This is a genomic window from Marinobacter sp. AC-23 (assembly GCF_001858325.1).
Lineage (GTDB): Bacteria > Pseudomonadota > Gammaproteobacteria > Pseudomonadales > Oleiphilaceae > Marinobacter.
Window position 1 is genome coordinate 316,060 of sequence record NZ_MBPP01000001.1, and the last position, 14,782, is coordinate 330,841.

Sequence of the window (14,782 nt, forward strand, 5' to 3'; positions counted from 1 at the left end):
TCCTTGACTTCTTGGGACACAATCAGCCTTTGCTCATCATCAATCCGCTACCCCTCACCCATTACGCGCCCCTGCTTTGTCTGCCGGCCATTCCGCAAACGCGACGAAGTACAGAAGGACCAGGTTCACAACCGGAATAAGAATCAATATTCCCATCCAGCCTGGGTAACCGGTCCGTTGACAGATTCGCCAGGCCGGTATAATCACTACAATGGCAATGACCAGCATCCATAGCCAATGCCCGGCCCACATAGTGTTACCAAACATATCCCCTTCCATCATAGGATTACCCTCCGATATACGTGTTGAATATTAGTGACTGTGCTCATTAGACTCATCACTTTTCATCGCCTTATTTCTGGCGGACGACTTCAAAAATAGCTGCTCGGAAACTGCAATGACAATCATTGTCGCCACAGCCACACCGATGACAAAGGGGTCAGTGTTCAGCTTGACCCAGACAAAACCGCCCAAAACCACCAAATCCAGAACTATCGCAACCGCTGGCACCCATCTCTTGGCCTTTACGTCCTTGTGTAGATAACGCAGCACGCCCCAATGAATAGATATATCCATGATCAGATAGAACACAATACCCAGCGCCGCGATTCTCGAAAGGTCGAAAAAGGCGGTCAGAATCAGGCCCAGCACCACGGTATATACAAGAGTGTGTTTCTGGATGCTGCCAGGCATTCCAAAGTGGCTGTGGGGCACCAGTTTCATCTCGGTCAGCATGGCCAGCATGCGAGAGACTGCAAAAATACTGGCGAGAATGCCTCCAGCCGTTGCCATCATGGCAAGCACAACTGTGAACCACAGGCCGTATTCACCCAGTGCCGGGCGCGCTGCCGCCGCCAAAGAATAATCCTGAGTTTCAATGATTTCGGCGAGAGATAGATTGCTCGAAACAGCGAATCCCACCAGTGTGTAGAGCACAACGCAGGCGGCAATGGAGATAACAATGGCGCGACCGACGTTGCGATGCGGGTCTTTCACCTCGGATCCGCTGTTGGTAATGGTGGTAAATCCCTTGAAGGCCAGTATGCCCAGCGCCGTTGCGCCCAGGAAGTTACCGAAGGCGCCGGTCTCGCCGCTTCTGGAGAAATCGACAGCAAGACTGTCGGCCAGCCACACACCTACCAGCCCGAAGACAAGAATGCCGCCAATTTTGAGGATTCCAATAAAAGAAGCGACGCCCTGAATCCAGCGATTGCCAAGCAGATTGATCAGGAATGCCGCCAAAATGAGCGATACACCCAGTATGGACACCATGCGTCCACCTTCATCCCCTCCAAAAAGCTGCATGGTGTATGACCCAAATGTTCGAGCAAGGAAGCTCTGCGCGATCACCATGGAGAAATACATCAGCAAGGCATTGAACGCTGTCGCCAAGCCATCGCCGTACGCTTTGTGGAGGTACATGCCAATGCCGCCGGCAGAAGGGTACGCATTGGAGATTTTAATGTAAGAATAAGCACTGAAGGAGATAACGATTGCGGCCGCCAAAAAGGCTAGCGGGAAGAGCGCACCCGCCATCTGAGCCATTTGCCCAGTGAGTGCAAATATGCCAGCGCCAATCATAACACCGGTGCCTAACATAACCGTCCCTGACAATGTCAGGCTGCCCTCTTGGTAGCGAGCGGTTCTGTCTTGTTCCCCGTTCATCTTACCTCCATTTATTTTTTCATTGGTGGGATTTTTGAACAGCAGAAAGGATCGAGGTTGGCATTTGCCCGGACGTTTTCATCACTGAACCTGTACCGTGCAAGTTTTCGGCGCGCCACCAGCCGCCCTTTAAATTGCCACCGCGTGCCTCAATAACGTCAATCAGCGCGTCGGTAGACCAATGTGTGCCATCGAACGTGACAACGAGTTTGCCTTCCGGTTTGCCCTCAGCGAAATCAACACAGGGATGATGGTTCAGCTCCTGGATAACGTCGTCCCACTGATCGTCAGTAAGGCCTTCGACAGTCAGTTTACGCCTGAGCAGAAACTGTTCTTGGTTTGTTGCTTTATGGGCTTTGGCCATAGCCTTACACCTCTCAGCTGATTGATCCAGCCTCTATCACAACACCCCAAACTGAATCCAAGCTGAAAATCGAAGATGCAACCGATCCGTTCACACTCAAAATTGAGTTACATCAATTTATGCATAAACAGGCCAAGGGTTAATGCCCAAGGCCCGTCTACAGCTCTATCAGAAGGAGAGTCGCGCTCCAACCACCGCAAACCAATCTTCTGTACTACCACCGTCCGCTCTCGCGAAATCGGCGCTGTCGCCATATTTACGTTCGTGAACGATGCCAACGTAAGGTGAGACGGCTCGGTCAATAAGATCATAGCTTAACCGCAACCCGACTTCGGTCGACACCAGACCCTTACCTACCCCAATTTCCCGATCCTCACTGAATGCCACCGTTGCATCCAGAGACGCGGTGAGTATCCAGTAATTAGTAAAGAGCAGTTCATACTCTGCATCCAGATCAGCAGATGTGTCCCCATCCTTGCTCATGTAGAGGTTAGCGTCGATTTCAAACCACTGCGGCGCCAACCCTGCAACGCCAAGAACCGCGTAAGTGCGATCCGGGCCTTCCGGTGTGTCGAACCGTACCCCGGCTTTTGCATCGAAGAACTTGGATATCGGGATCTGACCGACTAACTGGTTCTCCAGTGATTCGTAGGCCTGCTCGTCAAAGGAGTACTCGCCACTTGAAAGCCAGCGAGCTTTCAAATTGTCGGTTCCGTAGAAGAAGTCGGCGTCCCAAACGCCAACCTCTTCATCATTGTCGCTGTAACGGTATTCTAGCTCCTCGAATTGCGCGCCCCACACCTTTAACGGCTGCTTCCGCTCAGTGGTGTCCTTTATCCGCTCTTGTGCGGACACTAGCGCGGGTACAACTCCCAGGCCCAAAACCGCACTGACAATCAACGGTGTCCAACGCTTCATGCGTCACCTCCAACATCAACAGATTGCTCGCTAGACGTTGCCTGTGTAGATTCGGGCCCACCTTCAACAATCACCTTACGGAACATACCCGCGGCCATGTGATAAGTCAGATGGCAATGGAAAGCCCACTGACCAGGTGCGTCAACTTCAGTTTCCATATACACCGTGGTACCCGGCTGCACACTGACGGTGTGTTTGATTGGGTTCCATTGGCCTGCGCCGACATCGAGAATCGACCACATACCGTGAAGATGCATGGGGTGCGTCATCATCGTTTCATTCACAAACTTAAAACGAACCCGTTCGCCATACTTGAGGCGGATAGGGTCTGCGTCTTCGTATTTAACGCCATTAATGCTCCAGGTATAGCGCTCCATGTTGCCCGTAAGGCGCAACTCAATTTCGCGCGTTGGCTCACGTTCCTCATAAAGCGGCTTCTGGGCTTTAAGGTCAGCATAGGAAAGAAATTTTCCACCATTCGCCGCTTCTGGAACCAGTCCACTGCCTTGGGCATAAAACGGATCGCTTGGACCACCGTCGGACATCGCCATCGAGCCATGATCCATGCCGGCCATCTTTGAATGATCCATGCCCGTCATCTTCGAATCATCCATACCCTTCATTTTCGAATGGTCCATACCATTCATCTGGGAATGATCCATGTCAGACATACCAGCCATCTCGGTTGAACTGTCCATATCGCCGTGATCCATGCCTGACATGTCGCCATGATCCATGCCGGGCATACCGCCCATGTCAGCCATGGTCAATCGAGCCGGCTCACGCAGTCCTGGAACAGGAGCTTCCATCCCCTCTTCTGGTGCCAGCGTTGCTCTCGCATAGCCGGTGCGCCCCATAGATTCTGCAAAAATTGTATAGGCTTGATCGTCTTTGGGCCGAACGATCACATCGTAGGTTTCCGCGACACCAATCCGAAACTCATCCACGCTAACAGGCTGGACGTTATTGCCATCGGCTTGCACAACGGTCATGTTAAGGCCCGGAATCCGGATATCAAAATAGGTCATAGCAGATGAGTTGATGAAGCGCAGCCGAATGCGCTCGCCAGGCTCAAAGATACCGGTCCAATTCTGTTTTGGACCCTTGCCGTTAATTAGCCCGGTAAAGCCCTGGAGGTCTTCGACATCGGCTTTCATCATCCGCATGTCGCCCCATGCCAGACGATCCTTTACTGTGTTCAGAAAGCCGTTTTCAGAGGCGTCCGAAAAGAACTCCCCCACAGTTTGCTGCTCACGGTTGTAGTAATCCGGCATCACTTTGAGATTACGCATGACCCGTTCGCTGGAATGTGGGTGCTTGTCAGTCAATTGAACGACGTATTCCCGATCATATCGAAACGGCTCACGATCTTTTGGCTCAATAATAATAGAGCCATACGCACCCTCTGGCTCCTGAAAACCTGAGTGGCTGTGAAACCAGTAGGTTCCAGACTGAGTAATGGGAAACTTGTAGGTGAATGTCTCTCCCGGCTTGATGCCCGAGAAGCTGATCCCCGGAACACCATCCTGCTGAAAAGGAAGGATCAGGCCGTGCCAATGAATGGAGGTTTCCTCATCAAGGTTGTTAGTCACATTGATAGAAACTTCTTCGCCTTCTTTAAAACGTAGTACCGGACCAGGAGATTCGCCGTTGTAGCCTACTCCCTCTTTTACAAATTCCCCGGTATCGATTTCAACCCGATCTACTGTCAGGTTGTATTCACCCGCTAGACCGATGGTCGGCAAGAGCAGGATTAGAGCGCCTGTAACAAGCACTTTCTTCATGGACAACAACTCCCTAACTACTTTGCTTTATACATTAGTTTCAGCGCGCCGGCGAATGAGCGGGCGCGATCAACCCTCGCCTGATCCGGATAGATATCAGTTGAAACCTATTTCGCCGTACATGCCAGACTGGTAGTGCCCCGGAACGTTGCAAGCAAACTCGATATTGCTCTCCTCAGAAAATGTCCAGACAACCTCTTGGCTGTCACCTGGCTCTAGCAAAACACTATTTGGATCGTCATGTTTCATGGACTGGCCATCCCCCATGTCCATCTCCATCATGTCGTGGTTAAGCTTGCCTCCCTGAATAATGCCGTGCTTAACCATCATCATCATTTCTTCTTGATGCGACTCATGCATGTCTGGAGTGCCGATATTAAACTCGTGCACCAGGTTTCCTTTGTTCTCAACAACAAAACGTACCGTTTCGCCCGGCTTGACGTTAATTGTTTCAGGCTCGTAGTAGTTGTCGTACATTTTTACTGTGATACTGCGGCTGGCATCCGAGGCTTTACCCGGCTCACCGATCTTAGCGCCATGACCGTGTCCACCATCGTGAGCTCCAGCCCCAAGAGCTGCTGCTGAAATTGACATAGCGAGTACTGCAACGACAAACTTTGATGAAGTCATCAAATTTTCTCCTGTAAAATTGCTCAGGCTTGTACCTGAATGCGATTGCCCAAAAACAAGGGCACTTGGTTAAAACGAGTGTTACCTTGGCGCACTAACCTGAACTCTTTCTGAAAAATACCGAATTATTTTCAGTTCAGGCTGAATTCAGGTTGACCGGCGACACTATTTTAGCCTGTTTTGGCCCAACGAAGGGAGCGACCAATGAGATTACTGCTAGTAGAGGACGACCGATTGCTTGCGGAAGGGCTTGCCAGCCAACTTGAGAAAGCTGGCTTCAGTGTAGACATCACTCGCACCGCCAAAGAGGCAGTTATTTTGGGGGAGCAGGAGGAGTATAAAGCAGGCGTTCTGGATCTCGGGCTACCAGACGGAAATGGCCTGGACGTTCTGAGAAAATGGCGCTCAAGCAAAGCCACCTTTCCGGTACTGATACTGACCGCAAGGGGGGATTGGCAAGATAAAGTAAACGGCTTGAAAGCCGGCGCAGACGACTATCTGGCCAAACCCTTTCAAACCGAAGAACTGATCGCCAGACTGAACGCCATCATGCGAAGAAGTGAAGGAAGAGTGCAGTCATCGGTTAAGGCGGGGCGCTTCGAACTGGATGAGAACCGACAGTGCTTAAAGGTCGACGATGGCTCAGAACACAGCCTAACCGGCACCGAATTTCGGCTGCTGCGATGCCTGATGGGCCGGCCTGGTCATATTTTTTCCAAGGAGCAGCTCATGGAGCAGCTTTACAATCTTAACGAAAGTCCAAATGAAAACATCATCGAAGCCTACATTCGACGCCTGAGAAAGCTGGTTGGGGCGGAAACCATTGCTACGCGTCGCGGTCAAGGATACCTGTTTAATGACGCTGTTTAGAAAGCCTGTCTCCGTAAAAGGTGCGCTTCTGCTCTTACTGCTACCAGCGGGGATTGGCCTGATGGCTGTTGCATGGCTTGTGCACGGTTTACTGCTGGAGCGGATGTCCCGGGAGTTTGTAGAAAGCCGCCTGAAAGACGAAGTGGCCTTTCTGGAGCATCATATTCGCCAAGCCGAAGGCCAAATAGACATGCTTCAAACCGGGGATTATTTTGAGGAAGTGTTTCATCATGCCTTTGCTATCCAGTCCCCAACTCAAACAGTTATATCGCCGGAATCCTGGCGCCCGATCTTGAGCCCCCTGCTACAGTCAGATCAGCAAAAAAGTATCAGAGTACACAATGCGGAAACATCCAACTCGCCCTCCGACATTTTGGCCTATCGGAAATCATTTATTGTGAACAACACCCCTATTACAGTGATCGTTTCAGAAGATTTGGGCGCCCTGCAAAATAGCCAAGCGGAACTGCATGCCTGGACAGCGATCGTATCAATCTTGCTGATCTTTTTGTTGGTGGGAATTATCTGGTTTGGCATTAACCTGTCAATGCGGCCAGTTGTCTCGCTCCAAGCGGCTCTAAAACAATTACAGAGCGGTGAAATATCACGGATTAACGCACAGGCTCCGGAAGAGTTCCGACCACTGGTACAACAGCTAAATCAACTTTTAGATTCACTGGATCAGCGGCTTGAACGTTCCCGCGAAGCGCTCGCAAACCTCTCTCACAGTGTCAAGACACCCATCGCGGCCGTTAGGCAGGTGCTCGAAGATACTAGCCGTCCCTTGGATAATGATTTGAGACATGAAATGGGGTCGCGCCTGAGCGATATTGGCAAACAGTTGGAAGCGGAAATGCGCCGCAGCCAATTTGCCGGTCCACAAGTGGGTAAGAGTGCATACCCAGTGAAGCAGGCGCGCGACCTACTATGGATGCTGGGCAGGCTCTATCCGGAAAAATCGTTCGAGCTATCTACGTCACTCACTGAAGAGTCTCGCTGGCCAATTGAGGAACATGATCTGAACGAAATATTAGGAAATTTGCTCGATAATGCCGGAAAGTGGTCTGCACAGTGCGTTGAACTCTCTTTAGAGCAGCATAACGATTTGGCACACATTATCGTAACGGATGACGGCTCCGGCGTTGCAGAGAATGAAAGGATCTACCTTGGTCAGAGAGGTCGGCGGCTGGATGAACAAACCCCGGGCCATGGACTGGGTCTTGCTATCGTTCGCGACATCGTTGCCCGCTATGAGGGCAACGCCGCCTTTTCAGCTGGCGCGAAAGGCGGCTTAAAGGTATTGGTCGAAATCTCTATTTAATTACTTATCCTTTTTAATCTCCCGGTTGCCATAACTGATTGGCACCCAGTCATAGCCTTCCTGTGCCTTGCGTATATGGCCGACACCCGGGAAAAACAGGTGCGGCGAAGCCACCAAGCTGGAATCATTGGCGAAAGCCGAAAACGCTTCCGAGCGTACATTGCGGGCCATCTTCTCATCGACATCATAGACGATGGTTACCGAGGGGTCCGGTAACTGAACTGCCACTGCATGAATAATGTCGCCAATGAACGTGAGGGTTTGGCCTTGGCTCTCTAACGTGTAAAAAGCACTGCCGGGCGTGTGGCCCGGGCGCAGGCTGGCGGTGAGCCCAGGAAGAATCTCCATGGTTTCATCAAAAACGTCGATTCTCTCTGCGTCGGCATAAGGCGTCAAAATCTGAATAGCTTGCTCGAAAAACCCGGGGTTGTAGTCGAACCGCTCCGCATTTTTGCTATCCAGGAAAAAATCGATATCCGGCTTACCAATATGGACTGTGGCGTTGGAGAATACGATTTGTCCATTTTGGATGAGCCGCCCACATGGTCCGAGTGAGCGTGAGTGATCAAAACGTCGGTCACATCGTCGGGGCTAAACCCCACTGCATCCAGGCTGTCGAGAAGATTGCCGCCGATGCCGGGGCCGAACTGCTCACCCGCGCCTGTGTCTACAAGAACGATCCTGTCGCCCACTTCAAGCAAGAACCCAGTGATTGAGGCCTCAGCAGGGCTGTTTTGATAAGCGTGTGCCAATCGTTCGTCGATCTTCTCTTTGGTGATGCCGTGCAAAAGCTTATGCAGATTCTGTGGCACGGAACCATCTGAAAGCGCCGTGACTCTTACGTCACCAATCGTGAAGGCATAGGAGTCCGCGCCTGTGCCCTGTTGCGTGATCCCCGGCAATTCCAGGGGCTGATCGGCAGCCGCTGCAGTGGCGTTGACACTCAGGCCCATAATAGAAATAACGCTAATCGCTATGGCGAGTTGAGGCCGCATGATCCTGTCCTGTTAAAGTTTATGAATAGGTTTACTCAAACTAGGAGCCGTATCGGCTTGTTTCAAGTTTTTGGTCTATTTAGCACATTCTGAAGACCTTGTTATACAATGCCCGGCTGCCACTTTACCACTCCCGAGGCCCTGTACTTCATGCCTGATCCCTTACCTGCCGCGACCGCCTATTCACGCCAGAAAGTTATGCTGATTATTTTTTCCCTTGCCATGGGCGGGTTCGGAATCGGCACCGGTGAGTTTGCCATCATGGGGCTTATGCCCAACGTGGCACTGGACTTTGGCATTACCGAGCCCCAGGTTGGGCACCTGATCAGTGCGTACGCGTTAGGAGTTGTTGTCGGCGCGCCTCTGCTTGCGATCTTTGGCGCACAATTGTTCCGCAAACACCTACTCATAGCATTGATGGCTTTTTATGCGCTGGGCAATTTCGCAAGTGCGATGGCAGGGAGCTACGAAACGCTGATGATTTCCCGGTTTATAGCCGGTCTGCCCCACGGAGCCTACTTTGGCGTTGCTGCACTGGTCGCGGCATCGCTGGTGCCACTAAACCAAAGAGCCAAAGCTGTTAGCTATATTATGATGGGCTTGGCATTAGCATTGTTGTTCGGCAATCCGCTGGCAACGCTGCTGGGGCAGCATCTCGAATGGCGATACGCCTTTGGTTTTGTGGCCTGTGTGGCCGCACTAACCACGGTTCTTGTTTACGTTTTCCTACCCCTGAACCGTGAAGAAGTTCGCCATAGTTCCCTGAGCGAACTGCGTGCGTTCAATCGCCCACAAATCTGGTATCCCCTCGCCATCGGCTCAGTCGGGTTTGCAGGAATGTTCTGTGTCTTCAGTTATCTGGCACCAACCTATTGAATGTCACCCAGGCGGATCCTGTCTGGATCCCTGTGGCGTTGTTTGTATTTGGCTTGGGGGGCTTTGTTGGCAACATTCTGGGTGGTTGGCTTTTTGACCGCCTGCAATTCAAAAGTGTCGGTGTAATTCTGCTCTGGGCTGCTGTTATGTTGGCACTGTTCCCGCTGGCCACAGGGTCAATCTGGAGTATTTTGATTGCCTGCTTTATGGTTGCACTGATGGTGGCCATGGGCCCTGCCCTCCAAACCCATTTGATGGATGTTGCGCACGGTGCCCAGACCCTGGCGGCGGCTTCTCATCATGCCGCCTTCAATCTTGCCAATGCGATTGGCCCCTGGTTAGGTGGCATGGCCATCAGTGCGGGTATGGGCTGGCAGGTTACCGGTTACGTGGGTTCCGCCACAGCCGTTGCCGGCCTGGCTGTCTTCTTTATGGCTCAGAGCCAACAAAACAACAAATCGGCGAGCGCTGAGGCTGGGTAATGGTGGCTCTAAGCACCACAGTCACTGCCCGTTCAGGGAATGTGGCTCCCCTATTTCTGCCCAGTGAGTAATTCGTTGTTTGTCGCCATCCCAGAAGTATTTCAGGTGTGGCCCTTGCACAGGTATAGAAACAGATTTCGGCTTGAAAGCGGCTATACATTCACTGCCCGGATGCCGGACGCTGTTGTACACCAACCCATTTGATCCCTTTTTGCGCCATCGGCCTGCAAACTTCTGGCTTAAAACGTAATCGTCAGCATCCGGATTATGCAAATCTATGAATTCCGGCCCACGAATATCGTGCATCTCCAATGCCACCCGCCCAATGTAAGCTCTCATGGTGAGCTCTATGGAGTCTTCATTGGCGGCTGCCAGCTCACGTTCTTTGTGGAACACAGTCTCGCGAATAGCCCCTTCAAGCGTGCTGGCAGCGTAGTATGCTCCAAAGTGCTTGTCAGCAAAGCGGCTTCCAAAACCAATATGGGTGAAGGACGCCATCACGGGCGTGCTTCCAGGTCCGCTTACCCGGTCGCCGGGATGCACCAGTTGAATATCCCCAGCTTCGTCACGCAACCGGGGATTTGTCATGCCCTCAATCTCAAACGCCAACTCAAATTCATGCGGCTCGTATATGCGCTCGAAAAGGTCTATGGGTGGGTAATGGCTTTGGATGATTCGGTAAGTTTGCCACTCGGGTACGTGCAGCGGAGGCGTGGCAAACATCACCACCCCCGCTTGGCATCGAAGTATTGGCGAGTCATCATCAGGTTCATCATTGAACCCTGCGTCATGAACTCCATGGCTGACTTGCCGCAAAAGGGTATTTCAGACGTTTTTAGGCGAATTCTGCGGCTTGCTCTCTCATGGGTCGGATACAGAATCTGTAAAGCCTTATAGATACCCAGGATATAGCTGATGCGCTCCATTATGTCATTAGAGAGCTTAGTAGGATTTAGTTTTGAGTAGTTATAGAGCGTTGTTCTGGAAGGACCTCCAAGAAGCTTGCTCCGTTCATCGGCACTACACCCCCACTCCTCCGTTATCCGAAAGAACCCTTTTAACGCCACGCGCCCTTTTTCAGCCTCGCGATCACCTTCTGCGCTTCTACGTTCAACCACTGCTGTCATGGTACACCTCCAGCAACACCTCTGTTCATATGTGAACAATATACCTGTATGTGCACACTTTTGGCAATTAGTGTTTTACCTGATCTATTTGCCTATTCCATACCGCATGAATGGAATAATACCCAACTGCCCACTGTTTCCTTAAAACAAGCCATGTGCGCAGGTCATGATTTCTTGGATAATAGCCGTATCGCTAGATCAGCACGTTCTGAACGCATTTTTGGAGTACAGCAAAATGGTATCTATCAAGTCGCTGCACGGTTCGGCACAACTACTCTTGGATGTTGCTGGCGGTGTTACCCAAATTACAGAAAAGATGCATCGTACTATTGCGCGGGAGGCCAACCCACTGAACCGGCTGCGCGATGTCGCAGGCGTGTCTCATGATGAACGGCAAGGCCACACTTACCGAATTATTCAATCGACCATGTCTGCACTGCAGCAGGGATTGCATCAGTCCCTCGATAAGTTCTCAGTGGAAGATGACCACGCACATTCCCCACAAAGTGTGAGAGTTGCGGCGGCATTGAATGGCGTTTGCGGGGATCACCTGGAAGCCAGTAGCAACCCGCTCGCCATTTCCATGCACTTCAGAAACAATCGTGGCGAGAAGCTGCTGCAAGATTCAGAAAATCTCAAAGTTGTGATCCCAGATGCAAGCTCACGTATCGTCGTATTAGTGCACGGCCTATGCCTCTCACATGAGTACTGGAGAGGCCACAATGAAGGTAATCTAGGTACCGAACTTCAGCGTGCGCATGGCCTCACTCCACTGTATCTTAACTACAATACTGGAAGGCACATTTCCAGCAATGGTAAGGAGTTAAGCGAACAACTTCAGTCATTGGTTGAGGCCTGGCCGGTTGAAGTAAAAGAGCTAACTCTGATTGGTCACAGTATGGGCGGGCTCGTTATCCGCAGCGCCAGCTGGTACGGCAGCGAACTCAGCTTACCTTGGGCTGAGCTGTTGAAAAATGCTCTGTACCTCGGTTCACCTCACCACGGCGCAGCTTGGCCAAAGCCAGCCACCTGCTGACCTTTGTGATGGGGAAATTCCGCTACGCCAGCCCTTTTGCGTTGGGCCAGCACACCAGCGCAGGCATCAAGGATCTGCGGCATGGCAATTTGCTGGACGATGACTGGCAAGGCTTCGATCAGGATGACTTTCACCCAGACCATCGAAAGCCGGTTCCACTGCAGGAAGGGACTCGCCATTATTTCATAGCCGCAACCATCGGCAACAGCGCGTCGGATCTTCCCAGCACTATGGTGGGTGATCTCTTGGTTAGGCTAGATAGCGCCAAAGGGCAGCATGGTGATGATTTAAGAAAGCTATCCATACGCCCGGAAAATTGCCGAGTGTTCGAAAAGCTGAACCACTTGGACCTGCTCGATAACAAGGTGGTGCACGACCAGATCCTTGAATGGCTGGCGTGAGTAGGATCCTGATTAAATGCGCCCCTCTTCCATAATCAACGCAACCAATTCTGCGGCCGGTAACTCCCGCGCTAAGGGGGCGCCCTGTCCTGCCCACTGGGCAGCAAACTCATGGTTACCGAGCTTGGAAGCCGCGGCATTGAGGCGCTTGGTAGCATCGTAGGTTACCGGGTAACCGGCCGTCGGTGGGCTATTTTGCTCCTCGCCGAACGTAATCAGCCGGTTAACAATTCCGCGCGCAGGTCTGCCGGAGAGCACCTTGGTTAGTCGCGTTTGTGTAGATCGTCCGCTTTTCAGTGTTTCGCGGTAAGCGTTATTCGCTGACGACTCGGGGCACAAAACAAATGCTGTGCCGAATTGAACTGCAGCAGCACCTAAGTCCAAAGCGGCTTTCATTGCGAAACCATCCATAATTCCGCCGGCTGCGATAATGGGCAGCGTGGCCTGACGCGCAAGCAACCGAACAAGCACCGCAGTGCTCAGGCGCTCATCTGTTGCATCCGTATTGAATATGCCTCTATGCCCGCCCGCTTCTATGCCCTGAGCCACAATAGCATCAATGCCTGCCGCCTCAATCTCCGCTGCTTCAGCGGGGCATGTAGCCGTTGCCATGGTGTAGATACCGGCCTTCTTCAAAGCAGCAATGTACTCAGCTGCCGGCAATCCGAAGTGAAAGCTGACAACTGTCGGTTTTAATTCAAGCAGTGCTTCTTGCGTATTTTTGTCTTCAATAAAAGAGGTATAGATTTCGTTGAGCGAACTCGGCGGCGCTATGCCGGCCTCAGCAAACAAAGGCGCAAGATGGCGCAGCCATGCCGCTTCTGTTCCTGCATTACGGAGTGCAGGTTGATGACAGAACACGTTCACATTGAACGGACCGGCGGTGAGAGCCTGAGTTTGCTTAATCATTTCCCGGGCCTGGTCGGTAGAGCTGGCACCAAGCCCCAGTGATCCCAGCCCCCCAGCATTAGTGACGGCCGCAGCCAGCTGAGGCGTGGCTACACCTGCCATCGGCGCTTGAATAACAGGATGCTTGATACCCAATCGCTTTAACAATGTTTCACGAGAGTTCATAGGATTGTCCTTATGGGCTACTGGCTGAAAACCACGAGGTGTCCGGAAAGCAAGTCACTTATTATCGATCTGTCCTGAAAAACGAACAGTTGTGTAAAGAATCCCAGACAACATGTACGGAAAGCCAGACTCGCCGGTTAATTTCCATGTAAAAAAGCCTAAGTAACAATGACTTAGTTTAATGGTTCGCTTATTGCTAGCAGGTCTTTGGGCTGCCGGCTCTTTCAACACTCAAACAAAAATAAGGGACAGTACATGCGTCTGCTCATTCTAGCCTTACTACTCGTAAGCCCGTTGTGTTTCAGCAAGACCGTGGTCGTCATTCAAAGCTATCACAAAGAGTACAAGTGGGATCAAGATTATATCGTAGCCATAAAGTCCGTACTGGGAGAACAGCACGACATCACATTTTTCGAATTGGATACAAAACGATTACCCCCAGCTCAGTGGCCTCAGCAAGCGGCTAGCATTCAAAAATCAGTGGCGGAAATTAAGCCGGATATCGCTATTTTGGGCGACGACAATGCGTTTTCACTAATGGCGCAGCATCTAGTTGATCAGAAAATTCCCGTTGTTTTTTTCGGTGTTAACGGTACCCCTGTACAACACCCTGCCCTCGAGCACCCTCTGGTTACCGGGGTTTTGGAACGCCCGTTTTTGAGCAAAGCGTCCGTCATTTACGTAAAGTTCTCCGGCAGAAAGAACGCTTTTTAATTCTGATGGATGACTCGACTACCATGCGCAATGCGGTCGATGATTACTTCGGAGACAAACGCCAGGCTAAGCTGTACGGCTCCCAGGTAGATATTCTACTCACGAATGACAAAGATACTTGGTTGAGCGCCGCTGAAACGGCCTATACCAAGTACGATGCCGTAATAATAGGCACCCACCATACAATTCGGGACAGCGAAAATAATTATGTACCGCCAAAAGAGCTTATAAATCAGGCGTACGTCAGCTCACCGATTCCGATCTTTTCATTCTGGGACATCTCTATCGGAGCACAGGAAGCCTTGGGCGGCTTTACAATTTCAGCTTCTCAGGAAGGTATTACGGGTGCCCGGCTGGCGTCGTTGATTCTCAATGGAGTAGACCCTGAGCGCGTACCGCAGATTAAATCCCTGAGCGGGCATTACGTTTACAGCAAAAGTGGTATGGAACACTGGAACATAAAGCTATCGCCACTAATCGCAAGCCAGGCAAACTTTATTGAGTAGTCCCGGAACAATCCGCCAC

At 51.5% G+C, this 14,782-nt stretch carries 16 protein-coding genes and 2 pseudogenes; 7 read left to right on the top strand and 11 right to left on the bottom strand.

Annotated elements, in window-relative coordinates; genetic code table 11:
• Nucleotides 1-54: 54 nt before the first annotated feature.
• The 6 genes and pseudogenes from BCA33_RS01450 to BCA33_RS01475 all read right to left on the bottom strand — a co-directional run bounded on the left by BCA33_RS01450 (nt 55) and on the right by BCA33_RS01475 (nt 5,361).
• The gene (locus BCA33_RS01450) at nt 55-282 is read right to left on the bottom strand and encodes a hypothetical protein (protein WP_071263057.1); all 228 of its coding nucleotides are present in this window, start codon (nt 280-282) and stop codon (nt 55-57) included.
• A 30-nt stretch (nt 283-312) separates the two neighbouring features.
• On the bottom strand, nt 313-1,665 hold the full coding sequence (locus tag BCA33_RS01455) for an APC family permease (RefSeq protein ID WP_071263058.1): 1,353 nt from the start codon (nt 1,663-1,665) through the stop codon (nt 313-315).
• 11 nt (nt 1,666-1,676) lie between these two features.
• Nucleotides 1,677-2,029: pseudogene (locus tag BCA33_RS01460) on the bottom strand (hypothetical protein).
• A 168-nt stretch (nt 2,030-2,197) separates the two neighbouring features.
• Nucleotides 2,198-2,947 carry a copper resistance protein B gene (locus BCA33_RS01465; protein WP_071263059.1) on the bottom strand — a complete coding sequence of 250 codons (750 nt, stop codon included), beginning with the start codon at nt 2,945-2,947 and terminating at the stop codon, nt 2,198-2,200.
• On the bottom strand, nt 2,944-4,731 hold the full coding sequence (locus BCA33_RS01470) for a copper resistance system multicopper oxidase (RefSeq protein WP_071263061.1): 1,788 nt from the start codon (nt 4,729-4,731) through the stop codon (nt 2,944-2,946). Before BCA33_RS01470 ends, BCA33_RS01465 begins: the two co-directional genes overlap by 4 nt.
• A 96-nt stretch (nt 4,732-4,827) precedes the next feature.
• Nucleotides 4,828-5,361 carry a cupredoxin domain-containing protein gene (locus BCA33_RS01475; RefSeq protein ID WP_071263063.1) on the bottom strand — a complete coding sequence of 178 codons (534 nt, stop codon included), beginning with the start codon at nt 5,359-5,361 and terminating at the stop codon, nt 4,828-4,830.
• 204 nt (nt 5,362-5,565) lie between these two features.
• Here BCA33_RS01475 and BCA33_RS01480 point away from each other — a divergent pair, with 204 nt between their 5' ends.
• A complete protein-coding gene (locus tag BCA33_RS01480; RefSeq protein ID WP_071263064.1) occupies nt 5,566-6,231 on the top strand; it encodes a response regulator transcription factor in 666 nt (221 codons plus the stop codon).
• Nucleotides 6,218-7,552: an ATP-binding protein gene (locus tag BCA33_RS01485; RefSeq protein ID WP_071263066.1), complete on the top strand. Its 1,335-nt coding sequence runs from the start codon at nt 6,218-6,220 to the stop codon at nt 7,550-7,552. Before BCA33_RS01480 ends, BCA33_RS01485 begins: the two co-directional genes overlap by 14 nt.
• Here BCA33_RS01485 and BCA33_RS20155 read toward each other — a convergent pair whose 3' ends face one another.
• Entirely contained in the window at nt 7,553-7,948 is a 396-nt protein-coding gene (locus BCA33_RS20155; RefSeq protein ID WP_139172849.1) for a hypothetical protein, read from the bottom strand.
• A complete protein-coding gene (locus tag BCA33_RS20160; RefSeq protein WP_139172850.1) occupies nt 7,945-8,547 on the bottom strand; it encodes an MBL fold metallo-hydrolase in 603 nt (200 codons plus the stop codon). Before BCA33_RS20160 ends, BCA33_RS20155 begins: the two co-directional genes overlap by 4 nt.
• 150 nt (nt 8,548-8,697) lie before the next feature.
• Here BCA33_RS20160 and BCA33_RS01495 point away from each other — a divergent pair.
• A pseudogene (locus tag BCA33_RS01495) lies at nt 8,698-9,905 on the top strand (MFS transporter).
• Nucleotides 9,906-9,926: 21 nt separating this feature from the next.
• On the opposite strand, the gene BCA33_RS01500 reads toward BCA33_RS01495, so the two are convergent.
• Both BCA33_RS01500 and BCA33_RS01505 read right to left on the bottom strand, forming a co-directional pair.
• Nucleotides 9,927-10,628: an RES family NAD+ phosphorylase gene (locus tag BCA33_RS01500; protein WP_139172851.1), complete on the bottom strand. Its 702-nt coding sequence runs from the start codon at nt 10,626-10,628 to the stop codon at nt 9,927-9,929.
• A complete protein-coding gene (locus tag BCA33_RS01505; protein WP_071263068.1) occupies nt 10,628-11,032 on the bottom strand; it encodes an antitoxin Xre-like helix-turn-helix domain-containing protein in 405 nt (134 codons plus the stop codon). Before BCA33_RS01505 ends, BCA33_RS01500 begins: the two co-directional genes overlap by 1 nt.
• Before the next feature lie 166 nt (nt 11,033-11,198).
• On the opposite strand from BCA33_RS01505, the gene BCA33_RS21095 reads away from it, so the two are divergent.
• Both BCA33_RS21095 and BCA33_RS21100 read left to right on the top strand, forming a co-directional pair.
• The gene (locus BCA33_RS21095) at nt 11,199-12,068 is read left to right on the top strand and encodes a triacylglycerol lipase (RefSeq protein WP_254774097.1); all 870 of its coding nucleotides are present in this window, start codon (nt 11,199-11,201) and stop codon (nt 12,066-12,068) included.
• Nucleotides 12,044-12,469: a hypothetical protein gene (locus BCA33_RS21100; protein WP_254774098.1), complete on the top strand. Its 426-nt coding sequence runs from the start codon at nt 12,044-12,046 to the stop codon at nt 12,467-12,469. The genes BCA33_RS21095 and BCA33_RS21100 overlap by 25 nt, the downstream gene beginning before the upstream one ends.
• A gap of 12 nt (nt 12,470-12,481) precedes the next feature.
• Here the strand turns inward: BCA33_RS21100 and BCA33_RS01515 are convergent, their stop codons facing one another.
• Nucleotides 12,482-13,543, bottom strand: coding sequence for a nitronate monooxygenase family protein (locus BCA33_RS01515; protein ID WP_071263070.1), 1,062 nt, complete (start codon nt 13,541-13,543; stop codon nt 12,482-12,484).
• Nucleotides 13,544-13,798: 255 nt separating this feature from the next.
• On the opposite strand from BCA33_RS01515, the gene BCA33_RS21105 reads away from it, so the two are divergent.
• Both BCA33_RS21105 and BCA33_RS21110 read left to right on the top strand, forming a co-directional pair.
• Entirely contained in the window at nt 13,799-14,257 is a 459-nt protein-coding gene (locus tag BCA33_RS21105) for a hypothetical protein (protein WP_071263071.1), read from the top strand.
• Between the two features lie 5 nt (nt 14,258-14,262).
• Nucleotides 14,263-14,763: a hypothetical protein gene (locus tag BCA33_RS21110; protein WP_254774099.1), complete on the top strand. Its 501-nt coding sequence runs from the start codon at nt 14,263-14,265 to the stop codon at nt 14,761-14,763.
• Nucleotides 14,764-14,782 lie beyond the last annotated feature (19 nt).

Coding starts and splice junctions, on each gene's coding strand:
- BCA33_RS01450 (WP_071263057.1), bottom strand. CDS start 282: ATGATGGAAGGGGATATGTTTGGTAACACTATGTGGGCCGGGCATTGG.
- BCA33_RS01455 (WP_071263058.1), bottom strand. CDS start 1,665: ATGAACGGGGAACAAGACAGAACCGCTCGCTACCAAGAGGGCAGCCTG.
- BCA33_RS21105 (WP_071263071.1), top strand. CDS start 13,799: ATGCGTCTGCTCATTCTAGCCTTACTACTCGTAAGCCCGTTGTGTTTC.
- BCA33_RS21110 (WP_254774099.1), top strand. CDS start 14,263: ATGGATGACTCGACTACCATGCGCAATGCGGTCGATGATTACTTCGGA.
- BCA33_RS01465 (WP_071263059.1), bottom strand. CDS start 2,947: ATGAAGCGTTGGACACCGTTGATTGTCAGTGCGGTTTTGGGCCTGGGA.
- BCA33_RS20160 (WP_139172850.1), bottom strand. CDS start 8,547: ATGCGGCCTCAACTCGCCATAGCGATTAGCGTTATTTCTATTATGGGC.
- BCA33_RS01485 (WP_071263066.1), top strand. CDS start 6,218: ATGACGCTGTTTAGAAAGCCTGTCTCCGTAAAAGGTGCGCTTCTGCTC.
- BCA33_RS01470 (WP_071263061.1), bottom strand. CDS start 4,731: ATGAAGAAAGTGCTTGTTACAGGCGCTCTAATCCTGCTCTTGCCGACC.
- BCA33_RS01505 (WP_071263068.1), bottom strand. CDS start 11,032: ATGACAGCAGTGGTTGAACGTAGAAGCGCAGAAGGTGATCGCGAGGCT.
- BCA33_RS21095 (WP_254774097.1), top strand. CDS start 11,199: ATGATTTCTTGGATAATAGCCGTATCGCTAGATCAGCACGTTCTGAAC.
- BCA33_RS01500 (WP_139172851.1), bottom strand. CDS start 10,628: ATGTTTGCCACGCCTCCGCTGCACGTACCCGAGTGGCAAACTTACCGA.
- BCA33_RS01480 (WP_071263064.1), top strand. CDS start 5,566: ATGAGATTACTGCTAGTAGAGGACGACCGATTGCTTGCGGAAGGGCTT.
- BCA33_RS01475 (WP_071263063.1), bottom strand. CDS start 5,361: ATGACTTCATCAAAGTTTGTCGTTGCAGTACTCGCTATGTCAATTTCA.
- BCA33_RS01515 (WP_071263070.1), bottom strand. CDS start 13,543: ATGAACTCTCGTGAAACATTGTTAAAGCGATTGGGTATCAAGCATCCT.